We start from the raw sequence: 11,827 nt of genomic DNA, 5'->3' as shown, positions 1-11,827 counted from the left end.
AAGGGGTTCGACCGCCTGGAGAAACGGTAGGGAGAAGCGGTAGAAGGGGGGCCATGGATCAAGACCGCAGAACCCCGGGTCGAGGACCGGCGCCCGCCGTCCTCCCCTTCGATCGCTTCCGGGACCACCTCTTCCACGATCCCAGCCTCGGTCTCTGGCTGGACGTGAGCCGGATCCGCTTCGGGAGCGACTTTTTTACCACGATGGAACCGCGAATCCAGGCGGCGCTCGCGGAGATGGCGGCGCTCGAGGGCGGGAGCATCGCGAATCCTGACGAGGGCCGCCGGGTCGGCCACTACTGGCTGCGCGCGCCGGAGCTCGCGCCCGAGGCGGCGCTCCGCGCGGCGATCGAGGAGACGAACGCGCGGATCCTGAGCTTCGCCGCGGACGTGCACGCGGCGCGGGTCCGGCCGGAGCGGGCGGCCCGCTTCAGCAGGGTGCTCGTCGTCGGGATCGGCGGCTCCGCGCTCGGGCCTCAGTTCGTCGCCTCGGCGCTGGGGACGCCGGCCGATCGGATGCAGATCCATTTCTTCGACAACACGGATCCTGACGGGATCGATCGCACGCTGGACGCCATCGGCGACGATCTCGGCGCGACGCTCGCGGTGATCATCTCGAAGTCGGGCGGCACGAAGGAGACGCGCAACGGGATGCTCGAGCTCGAGGCGGCGTACCGGCGGCTCGGCCTCTCGCTCGGCGCGCACGCGGTCGCGGTGACGGGGGAGGGCAGCGAGCTCGACCGGTATGCGACGAAGCACGGCTTCCTTGCCCGCTTCCCGATGTGGGACTGGGTCGGCGGGCGCACGAGCGAGCTGTCGGCGGTCGGCCTGCTGCCCGCGGCGCTCCAGGGGCTGTCGATCGTCGAGATGCTGCAGGGCGCGCGCGAGACGGACGAGGTCACGCGCTCGAAGGAGGTGCTCCGGAACCCGGCGGCGCTGCTCGCGCTCGCCTGGTACTCAGCGACGGGCGGCGTGGGCCGGAAGGACATGGTCCTCTTGCCGTACAAGGACCGGCTCGAGCTCTTCTCGCGCTACCTCCAGCAGCTCGTGATGGAGTCGCTCGGCAAGCGGCTCGATCGGCAGGGCAAGGAGGTCTTCCAGGGCATCGCCGTGTACGGCAACAAGGGCTCGACGGATCAGCACGCGTACGTGCAGCAGCTCCGTGACGGGCTCGACAATTTCTTCGTCACGTTCATCGAGGTGCTTCGGGATCGCGCGCCGTCGCGCGGCGTGCTCGAGGTCGACCCCGGCGTCACGACCGGCGACTACCTCGACGGCTTCCTCCAGGGGACCCGCAAGGCGCTGACCGAGAGCGGGCGCGAGTCGATCACGCTCACGATCGACACGGTCGACGCGCGCGCCGTCGGCATGCTGATCGCGCTCTACGAGCGCGCGGTGGGCCTGTACGCGTCGCTCGTGGGCATCAACGCGTACCACCAGCCCGGCGTCGAGGCCGGCAAGAAGGCCGCGCAGGAGGTGCTCGACCTGCAGGCCAAGGTGCTCGCGGCGCTCGGCGCGAGCGCGGGCCGCGCGCTGTCGCTCGCCGAGGTCGCGAAGGCGGCCGGCACGGACGACGTCGAGACGGTGTTCTGGATCCTGCGCCACCTGGCGGCGAACCCGGAGCGCGGCGTCGCGCGGGAGGTTCCGCAGGGCGGCTCGCCGTTCGACGCGATATACCGTCTGGCGCGCTGAGGGGGGCACCCTCGCGGTGCTGCTCGGCGATGCCGTCGAGGGCCGGTCGCGAGCGGTGCATTTGCGTTAACCAAGCATCGCGCCGAGTTCTCCTACATCCGAACGTCTACGTGGACGTTTACGTGGACGTGGACGTTTACGTGGACGTGGACGTGGACGTGGACGTGGACGTTTACGTGGTCGTGAACGTTTACGTGGTCGTGGTCGTGGTCGTGGTCGTCAACGGTAGGTCGTGAACGACCACGACCACGACCACGTCCACGTCCACGTCCACGTCCACGTAAACGTCCACGTCCACGTCCACGTCCACGTCCACGTTGGTGACCGATGGTGGGGGGGAGGGGGGCTTCGTGCCCTGAGCGTGACCGAACGAGCTTGGTTTACGCCTCCGAGGGGAGGGGGGCGCGTCCCGGCGCGCGCCGTCGATGGCCTGCGCGGGGAGGTACGATATGGGCGGGTGCCTCGCGGAGCAGGCCCGCGGGGATGTCGGACATGGGCGGGTGCCTCGCGGAGCAGGCGGCGGGCATGTCGCGACATGGGCGGGTGCCTCGCGGAGCAGCCCCGCGGGGATGTCGGACATGGGCGGGTGCCTCGCGGAGCAGGCCCGCGGGGATGTCGGACATGGGCGGGCGCCTCGCGGAGCAGGCAGCGAGGATGTCGCGACATGAGCGGGGCCCTCGCGCAGCGGTCGTGGTCGTGTTTGATTGAAACGCAACCTCTCGATTCGAGTGCGACCGCCTCGCGTCTGGCTGGCCTCATGGCCAGCGCCGTCGCCACTGCCGCGCTCGCCACATGGCGCAGCGGGAGTTCGAATCCGATGGTGGCTCTCCACCTCGGGTTGATCGGGATTGGCCTTCCAGTGGTTCTCTTCTCGGTGTCCTTCGTTGATGCGCTCGGCCACGCGAGAACCAGGCAGGTGGTCCAGGTGACGAAGACGGCCGCTACGAGGAGCTTGGCTTTCGGATCGAGGTTGGATCTTGGCCCCCGACAACCCCACACAAGGCGAACACCGGAGCATCTTCACGGCGCCATGCTCCTGCGAGAGACCCGACCGCGAGCCGCCTCCGGTCAGGTCCTGCGCTTGCGCCCGATAGGAGAGCGGGGCTATGTTGAGGGGCTCAGAGCCCTCCGCTGCCGTCGAGGTGCGCGGGGCCCCGTGACCACGCGTCGTGCAATCGCCCTGGCCCCTCTCCGTCGTCGCCCTGTCGCCATCCGCCTGCGGCGCCGTTCTGTGGCGCATGCGGGGCGCAGAGCGGCTCACCGTCCTCGTCAAGGCCACCTTTGCGCTCGTGCACGACAGGAGCGCAGAGCTCGCCGCAGCGGCCGATCTGGTCCGCACCGACCAGCTTCGGGAGGGGTGGGGCAGCCTCGAAGAGGCCAGTGAGACGGCACCCTACCTGCCGGGCGCCGGGGTCGTTGTTCGCGGGCACGCCTGCGCGCCCGTGGGAACGACCGCCACGGCGCTCCCGGTGCGGGTCGCGCTCTTCCGCGATGGCCGCTGGATCCTCAACAAGGCACTTCATGTCTTCGGCGACCGCACGCGAGAGGCGCCGAGCCCCCGTCCGTTCAGCCGGATGCCGCTCGTGTACGAGCGCGCGCTCGGCGGCCCACACCTCGATGTGAACCCGGTGGGCGTGGGCTCCGACGCGGTGCTGCCGAGCATCGTTGATCCGGGCGATCCGATGCGGCCGGCGGGCTTCGGCCCGATCGCGAGGCACTGGGCCCCGCGGCGGCATCTCCTCGCGCGGGATCAGGCGGCCGACCCTCTGGCGCTGGATCTCGATGGCAGCTTCGACTTCCGGTACTTCCAGGCCGCGCCTGCGGATCAGCAGATCGACTTCCTCCGCGGCGACGAGTGGGTCTTCCTCGAGGGCCTGCACCCGCACTGGCCGTGGCTCCGGTCCAGCCTGCCTTCGGCCCGCGGGCTCGCACGGCTCTATCGGACCGGCACGGAAGGGGAAGACCAGGGGCAGCCGGTCGAGCTCGCCGCCGACACGCTGACCATCGACGCCGACCGGCTGCTTTGCTCCGTGGTCTGGCGAGGGAACGTCGCCCTGCTGCCAGGCGACACGCCGGCCCGCATGCGCGTGGTCGCGGGCGTCGAGATGCCGGGGCAGCCCCTGGCATGGCCTTCTGCAGCGGCCGCCCCTCCGCAGCCCCCTCGCTGGCACGGCGCGCCTGGCCCGGTCGCGGGCAGGCGACCGATCGCCAGGACGCTGCTGGTCGAGGAGCACACGGCCGATGCCCGCGACAGCAGCCACGCCGCGGACATGCGGATGAAGCCGCCGTTCGCCCTCGCCGCGCCCGGCAGCGGGCGCGCTTCCCCGGTGACAGCGATCCCGGGGGCGCCCTGGAGCGCCCGCCCGCATCTGGCGCCGCCGCCTCCGCTGCCCGCCGTCATGGCGAGCGACCCGACAAACCTCTACGCACCGCAGCTCGATGCGGTGCCCTTCGGCCTCACGGTGACGGCGATCACCGAGAACACTGCCGAGCCTGTCGCGCCACCGCACGCCCCGGCCGCGCCCGCTTTGGTTTCGCCCGCCGAGCCCGCTTTGGTTTCGCCCGTCGCGCCCGCCGAGCCCCCTCCGGCCTCGCCCGCCGAGCCCGCGTCAGCTTCGCCCGCTGCGGCCTCGCTCACCGCAGCGCCACCCGAGCCGGAAATCCGGGGCCTCCGCGCGACGTTGATCGCCCGCCTCCGGAGCGGCCAGCCGCTCCACGACCTGGAGCTCGCGGGCGCCGAGCTCGACGGCATCGACTTCAGCGGCGCCTCGCTCGAGCGCCTGAACCTCGCCGGCTCGACGCTTACCCGATGCAACTTCGCGTCGGCGCGCCTCTCCGGGGCGAACATGAGCGGCACGGATCTGACGGACGCGAGCTTCCACGCGGCCGATCTGACGCGCGCCGATCTCTCCCGCGCCACGCTCGACCGCGCGCAGCTCTCCTCCGCGCTCCTCAAGAACGCCGACCTCGCCTTCGCGAAGGGGTCGCGCGCGCGCTTCGAGGGCGCGTCGCTCGAGGGTGCCGACCTGCGGCAAGCGCGCCTGGTCGAGGCCGTCTTCGATCGGGCGTGCCTCGCGGACATCAACGGGAGCAAGGCCGACATCTCGCGAGCGAGCCTCGCGGGCGCCAACCTCGCGGGCGCCGTCCTGCGCGCGGCGAAGCTGAAGGAGGCGAGCCTGCCGTGCGCCAACGTCGAGGGCGCCGATCTGCGCGACGCGGACCTCGCGGGCGCCAACGTCTATGGGGTCAAGCTCGCGAGCGCGAAATCGAGCGGCGCTATCCTGCGCGCGCTCGTCGAGATCCCACCCGCCGACGCCGGCATCGACGGCTCTTCGGCAGGTTGACCACCTGACGGATCTCTGACTAGCTGTGTCAGCGAGCTTCCTCGAGACGACGGGCGGACGATTCACCTGATGGCACCGGGCGTGTGCCCGCAAACAACGCAGGGAAGGCCATGGACGACCTCATCAAAATCTCCTCGGGCGCGCTCCCCAGCTCCACGCGCGTCATCGGATTCCGGGGCGTCGAGGCCATCTCGCGCCCGTATCAGATCGAGATCTTCCTCCTGCTCCAGGGCGAGGACGCGGAGTCCTTGGACCTGCCCGATGCCGTCGGCGCCAAGGCCTCGCTCGTGCTCGACTGGGCCAAAGACGATGTTCCGCCCTTCGTCTTCGGCGGCGTCCTCGCGACCGTGGGCATGCTCCACGAGCTGGACGGGCGCTCGCTCGTCCGGGCGGTGCTGGTCCCGAAGCTCTGGCTGCTCGGCCTCTCCAGGCGCAGCCGCATCTTCACCCGGCAGTCGCTGCCCGACGTCATGAAGGCCGTCCTCGAGGAGAACGGCATCGGACCTGACGAGTACGAGATGCGCCTCGGCAGCTACGAGGTCGAGGAGCACATCTGCCAGTACCGGGAGAGCGATCTCGACTTCCTGGCGCGGTGGATGGAGCGCGAGGGCATCTTCTACTTCTTCGAGCACACGCCCGACGGCGACAAGGTCATCTTCTGCGACACGAAGTCGTACGAGGAGGACCCGATTGGCCAGCCCGTCCGCTACCACCCGCAATTGGGGTACGACGTGAGCGCGGGGATGTCGCTCCGCACGTTCACCAGCCAGCACACGACCTTGCCGGCGGTGATCAAGCTCAAGGATTACGACTATGCGCGGCCCAACCTGAGCGTCGCCGGGTCGGCGCGCGTATCGCCGAACGGCGCGGGCGAGGTGAGCCTGTACGGCGAGCGCTTCTTCACGCCGGCCGCGGGCGATCGGCTCGCGAAGATCCGGGCCGAGGAGCTGCTCGCGCGGCAGGTGCTGTACCAGGGGAGGGGCACGCGGCTGCACCTCCGGCCCGGCTACACGTTCGAGCTCGACGAGCACCCGCGCGCGGCGTTCAACGCGAAGCACCTCACCATCGAGGCGCACCATTACGGCAACCAGCTGGCCGGGGCGACCGGGTACCGCGAGCTGCTCGATCTGCCGCACGAGGAGGCCTATTTCGTCGAGATCACCGCCATCCCTGCGAAGACGCAGCTCCGCGCGGAGTCCCGCACGCCCTGGCCGCGCATCTACGGATACGAGAACGGCTCCGTCGACGGACCGGCAGAGAGCGAGTACGCCCAGATCGACGATCTCGGCCGCTACAACGTGAAGTTCAAGTTCGACGAGAGCAACCTGAAGAGCGGGAAGGCCTCGACGTTCGTGCGCATGATGCAGCCGCACGGCGGCGGCATCGAGGGCTTTCATTTCCCGCTCCGCAGGGGCACGGAGGTGGTGCTCAGCTTCCTCGGCGGCGACCCCGACCGGCCGGTGATCGCGGGCGTGGTGCCGAACGCGCTCACGCCGAGCCCGGTCACGAGCGGCAACCACACGAAGAACGTCATCCAGACGGGCGGGCGGAACCGGCTCGAGCTCGAGGACAAGACAGGGCAGCAGCGCGTCACCCTCTCGACGCCTTACTCGAACACGTACGTTCGCATGGGCGCGCCGAACGACGATCACGAGCTCATCGTGAAGACAGACGACAACACGCTGCTCGACGCGGGCAAGAACTTCGACCAGACCGTGGGCCAGAACGGCGGCGGCTCCTGGGTCGCCACCATCAAGGACAACTGGATCACCCACGTGCAATCCGGGATCCACGAGCTCTTCGTCGACGCCAGCTCGTCCTACACCGAGGTCAAGGGCGACACGGCGCTCCACGTGCTCAGCGGCAACCTCTTCACCGACGTCGATGCAGGCACGATGACCACCACGGTGAAGGGAGACACCACGACGACGGTGAAGACCGGCAATTACACGGTCAACGTCGACGCCGGGGACACCCTCGTCGACACGAAGGCCGGGACCACGACCGTCAAGAGCAAGGGCAAGCTGACGCTCGAGACGCAGGACCAGTGCGAGGTCAGCGTCAAGAGCAACATGATCCAGACGGTCGACGGCAACCTGATGGGGCAGATCAAGGGCGCCGAGGAGCTCAAGACCTACGGTCCGTTCAAGAAGCTCTTCGTCTCGAACAACGTCAACGTGACCGCCGGTATCAAGTCCGACACGTTCCTCGGCCTCTCGAACACCAACGCCGTCGGCGGCAGCGTCTCCACCTTCATCGGCGCGAAGGCGACGCTGGAGCTCTCGGCCGCTCTCACCGCGACCTACGCGGCCAAGCTCGACATCACGGGCGGCGTGGCGCTGGCGTTCAAATGGGGCGCCTCGCTCGCGATCAACAGCGCCGTCGAGGTCACGGTGAAGCCTGTCTCCATCCAGTCAGGCGCGGCAAAGATCTCTCAGCTCCCGACGCGGCTCGCGATGACAGCGCTGCGTTATCACCTCTCCGGCGTCCATGTGCTCAGCTGAGACAGCGAGCAAGGTCGTCTTTGGGTCGTTCTTTTGCAGGAGCTTGGCCTCGACCGCCGGCGCTGGCGGTCGGGCCGCGGCTCGGCGCCTGTGAACCCGAAGGGGAGATCGCGCAGCGACATGGGTACGATCATCATCCTCTCTGCCATCCTCGTGCCGCTGCTCGTCCTCGCGGCTATCCTCTTCTTCGTCTTCCGCCGGGAAGGCGCCCACCTCGGCGAGGTGAAGGAGCGGATGACGGAGCTCGCCGCGAGGGCGGCTCGCGCGAGCCTCGCTCCGGCCACGGTGGTGTCGAGCCGGACCCTCGGCACCTTCGAGGACGGCGCCATGGCCTTCGTCGAGGTCCGGCTCGAGGTGCAGCCGCCCGGCGGGGCCGCGTACCTCGCGAGGACGGAGTGGGAGCTGAACATCAGCTCGCTGTCGATGGTGGAGCCGGGAAAGCGCGTTGCGGTCAAGATCGACAGCGTCGATTCGAGCCTCATCTACCCCGACGTGAGCTGGGCCAACCTGTCTCGCTCGTACATCGCGCGCGGCGCGAGGGGCGAGCGCAACCCATGAGCGCCCGTCCTGCCTGAGCGACCCCCATTCCCCCTATGCGTGTCATCAAACCCCAACGCCTCTCCGTCCTGCAGCGCGTTTTCGAGCTGCAGCAGCAGCGCTTCCTCGCGCTCGGCCTCACGGCGTACCTCCCCCTCGACGCTCCGGAGCTCCCGCTCCCGGAGATCGCGATGTGGCAGGAGATCCCGAAGCAGCTCGGCAAGGACGTCGCGCTCGACGAGGGGCTCCCGAAGCCGCGGGGCGAGGTCCTCGCCTTCGGCAAGGCGTTCGCGGCGGGCGGCACCCCGCGGCCGGCGTTCCGGGCCCGCGTGCAGGTCGGCCCGATCGACAAGGCCGTGTACGTCGTCGGCAAGCGCCGCTGGGAGCGCGGCGTGCCGAGCGAGCCCGAGCCCCTGACCGAGCTCGCCCTCGGCTGGGACAGGGCCTTCGGCGGGCCAGGCTTCGCCCCGAACCCGATCGGGATGGGGTTTGCCCCGGCGGAAGAGGACGGGAAGAGTCACCACCCGCTCCCGCAGCTCGAGCACCCGAAGCACCTCATCACCTCGCCGAACGATCGGCCGCCTCCCGCGGCGTTCGGTCCCCTCGACGCCACCTGGCCCGAGCGGCACGCGAAGCTCGGGACGTACGACGCGGCGTGGCTCGAGAACGATTTCCCGGGCTTCGCCCGCGATCTCGACCCGGAGTACTTCATGGTGGCGCCGCTTGATCAACGCCTGCCCGGCTTCTTCCAGGGCGGGGAGCCGATAGCGATCGAGCAGCTCCACCCCGAGCAGGCCATGCTGACGGGCCGCGTGACCGAGCTCGCCGCGCGTTGCTTCCTGACGCGGGCCTCGCGCGAGGACGCGCTCGAGGAGATCGGGACGAGGCTCGAGACGCTCGTGCTCCTGCCCAACATCCGCCGCATGATCGCGATCTTCCGGGGCGTCGCGCGCATCGAGGAGGACGACGCCCGCGACGTGAAGTGCCTGCTCGCCGCGCTCGAGCGCCGCGGCGCCCCCCGGCCGAAGGAACATTACGAGGCCGTCTTCGCGCAGCGCCTCGACAAGAAGAAGGGGCACCTCGTCGCCCTGCGCGATCGCGATCTGCTCCCGGACCCCGATCCCGACGCCCCCGCGCTGCCGGATGAGAAGATCAGCGACATGGACGAGCTCCTGCGCCGCGAGGGCGTCCTGGAGCGGCGGTCGCGCGAGCGGGCGCAGCGGGAGCTCGACAGTGCCCGCATGTCCGTGCGGGTGCTGGGGATCGATCCGGACGAGAAGGGCATCCCGCGCGAGCTGCCGCCGCCGGAGGCGCCGCCGAAGCTCGACGAGCTGCCCGAGTACATGGAGCGGGTCGAGGCGGAGGCCGCCCGCCTCGAGGCCGAGGCGAAGGTCAAGCAGGCCGAGGCCCTCGATCAGGCGCGCCTGAACCTCGCCGAGCACGGCATCGACCTCGACGAGGTGATCGAGAAATCGAAGCGCGAGGCAGGCGGGCCGCCTAAGTTTCGCGCGGAAGAGCACCTCGCCCGCATGCGAGAGACCGCCCAGATCGGCCGCGACCTCGGCGCCCCGATGGACGAGCTCGAGGCCCAGATCGAGGATCCGGCGTTCCTCGCGAAGCTGCGCAAGCTCGAGGAGGCGCAGATCCTCGCCTACAGGCAGGCCGCGCACCACATGGCGCCCGCGGCGATCCTGGACGACGCCGCGCAGCGCGACCTCCGCGGGCGCGTGGAGGCGGCGCTCGCGTCGGGGAGCCCGATGACCGGCTGGGACCTCACCGGCGCCGACCTCCGTGGGCTCGACCTGTCCGGGGCCGTCCTGCGGGAGGCGCTCCTCGAGCGCGCGGACCTGCGCGAGTGCGCGCTCGCTGGCGCGGATCTGTCGGGCGCCGTGCTGGTGCGGGCCCGCCTCGAGGGCGCCCGCCTCGAGGGCGTCCGCCTCGAGGGCGCGAACCTCGGCGAGGTCGAGGCGCGCGGGGCCGACTTCGGCGGCGCGCGCCTCGCCAAGGCGATCCTGCAGCGCGGCGAGCTCGGGGGCGCGCGCTTCGCGGGCGCCGACCTGCGCGGCGCCGACCTGTTCGAGGCGCGCCTCGCGCGCGGCGACCTCTCGGGCGCGCTCGCGGACGAGGTCCTCTTCTACGAGTGCGACCTCGAGGGGGCGCGGCTGGATCGCGCAAGCCTCCGGAAAGCCACGTTTTTCCGGTGCCGCTTGGCCGGCGCGAGCCTCGCGGAGGCCGTGATCGAGGGCGCGGCGCTCGTCGAGACGGGCGCCGAGGGCGCTTGCTTCCGGGCCGCCCGCGCGAACAACCTGCGCCTCGTGCTCGCGTGCCAGCTCGGCGGGGCCGATTTCTCGGGCGCGGAGCTCGCCCTCGCGACGATGCGCGGCGCCTCGCTGAAGGGCGCCGGGCTCGCGCGCGTCCGGGCCGACGGCTGTGATCTCAGCGAGTCGGACCTGCAGGAGGCCCGCCTCGCGGGCGCGAGCCTGCAAGGGGCGCGGCTGATGCGCGCGGATCTCGGCAACGCCGAGCTGTCGGACGCGAACCTGATGGAGGCGATGCTGCAAGGTGCGAAGGTCCACGGCGCGTCGTTCCTCCGGGCCAACCTGTTCCGCGCGAACCTGATGGGCACCGAGGGCGACGCGCGCACGAGCTTCAAGGACGCCCACGTCGTCCAGACGTTGTTCCCGAGGCGAAAGCGATGACCAAGGACGATCTCCTCGCCCGCGTCGCGAGCGCGGATCCGGTAGTCGACGAGGATCTCGCGGGCATGGACCTCCGCGGCGCCGATCTCTCCGGAGCCGTCTTCGAGCGCGTGTCGTTCCGGGGCGCCGACCTCACGGGCGCGCGGCTCCACGAGTCCATCTTCTCGGATTGCCGGTTCGAGGGGGCGCAGCTCGCGGGGGCGCGCCTCCGGCACGGCACGTGGGACCGGTGCACGTTCCTCGCGGCCGACCTGCGTGAAGCCGATCTGGTCGCCGCCAGCCTTGTCGAGTGCGATCTGTCGCGGTCCTCGCTCGACGGCGCCGACCTGACCATCGCGAGCCTGATCAAGCCGCGCCTCGAGGAGGCGAGCCTGAAGGGGGCGAACCTCGACCGCGCCGCGCTCGTCGACGCCGACGCCCCGCGGGTGAGCTTCGAGGGCGCGAACCTCGTGCAGACCGTGCTCCTCAAGGCGGACCTGTCGACAGCGCGCCTGCGCGGCGCGCGCCTCGAGAAGGCGATGCTGATCGGGGGCAAGCTCGCCGGCCAGGATCTCTCGGGGATGGATCTCACGCTCGCGCAGCTCATGGAGGTCGACCTGAGCGGCTGCGACCTCCGGGGCGCGCGGATGACGCAGACAAATTTCAAGGGTGCTTCCCTCGCGGGCGCGCGCCTCGACGAGGCGAGCCTCGAGCGGGCGCTCTTCGCGGAGGCCTCCCTGTCGGACGCGACGCTCAGGAAGGCGAAGGTCGATCAGGCGCTCTTCGTGAAGGCGCGGCTCGAGGGCGCGAGCCTCGAGGGCGCGAGCGCGCAGCAGGCCATCTTCAAGCACGCGAGCTGCGCCCGCGCGACGTTCGCCGGCGCCGACCTGACGTACGCCGATTTCTCGTACGCGGACCTCGCGGGCGCCGACTTCTCGCACTGCACGCTGTTCCGCGCGCGCTTCCACCGGACGCGCGAGCAGGACACTCGATTCACGAACCGATCCGCGGCGCTGGGTGACGACGAGGAGCTCAGCAAGGCGGAGCGGCGCACGGAGGGCCGATGAGCTCGG

Annotated in this window: 7 protein-coding genes; all 7 read left to right on the top strand. The window is 70.6% G+C overall.

The features are described 5' to 3' along the window. The first annotated feature begins 53 nt into the window (after positions 1–53). The 7 genes from WME79_RS31985 to WME79_RS31955 all read left to right on the top strand — a co-directional run bounded on the left by WME79_RS31985 (position 54) and on the right by WME79_RS31955 (position 11,821). Entirely contained in the window at positions 54–1,691 is a 1,638-nt protein-coding gene (locus WME79_RS31985; protein ID WP_437522544.1) for a glucose-6-phosphate isomerase, read from the top strand. Positions 1,692–1,801: 110 nt separating this feature from the next. Beyond that, entirely contained in the window at positions 1,802–1,927 is a 126-nt protein-coding gene (locus tag WME79_RS31980; RefSeq protein ID WP_437522542.1) for a hypothetical protein, read from the top strand. A gap of 933 nt (positions 1,928–2,860) precedes the next feature. Continuing rightward, positions 2,861–5,035, top strand: coding sequence for a DUF2169 family type VI secretion system accessory protein (locus tag WME79_RS31975; RefSeq protein WP_437522540.1), 2,175 nt, complete (start codon positions 2,861–2,863; stop codon positions 5,033–5,035). Between the two features lie 110 nt (positions 5,036–5,145). Continuing rightward, complete coding sequence (locus tag WME79_RS31970; protein WP_437522538.1) at positions 5,146–7,539, top strand: type VI secretion system Vgr family protein; 2,394 nt, start codon at positions 5,146–5,148, stop codon at positions 7,537–7,539. A gap of 120 nt (positions 7,540–7,659) precedes the next feature. Beyond that, complete coding sequence (locus WME79_RS31965) at positions 7,660–8,097, top strand: hypothetical protein (RefSeq protein WP_437522535.1); 438 nt, start codon at positions 7,660–7,662, stop codon at positions 8,095–8,097. A gap of 35 nt (positions 8,098–8,132) precedes the next feature. Next, complete coding sequence (locus WME79_RS31960) at positions 8,133–10,775, top strand: DUF2169 family type VI secretion system accessory protein (protein ID WP_437522532.1); 2,643 nt, start codon at positions 8,133–8,135, stop codon at positions 10,773–10,775. Further along, positions 10,772–11,821, top strand: coding sequence for a pentapeptide repeat-containing protein (locus tag WME79_RS31955; protein ID WP_437522529.1), 1,050 nt, complete (start codon positions 10,772–10,774; stop codon positions 11,819–11,821). The genes WME79_RS31960 and WME79_RS31955 overlap by 4 nt, the downstream gene beginning before the upstream one ends. Positions 11,822–11,827: the final 6 nt, after the last annotated feature.

Origin of the sequence: Sorangium sp. So ce726 (genome assembly GCF_051521405.1) — a bacterium.
GTDB lineage: Bacteria > Myxococcota_A > Polyangia > Polyangiales > Polyangiaceae > Sorangium.
Note: the sequence above shows the minus strand (reverse complement) of the source record. Positions and strands in the feature narration are given on the sequence as shown.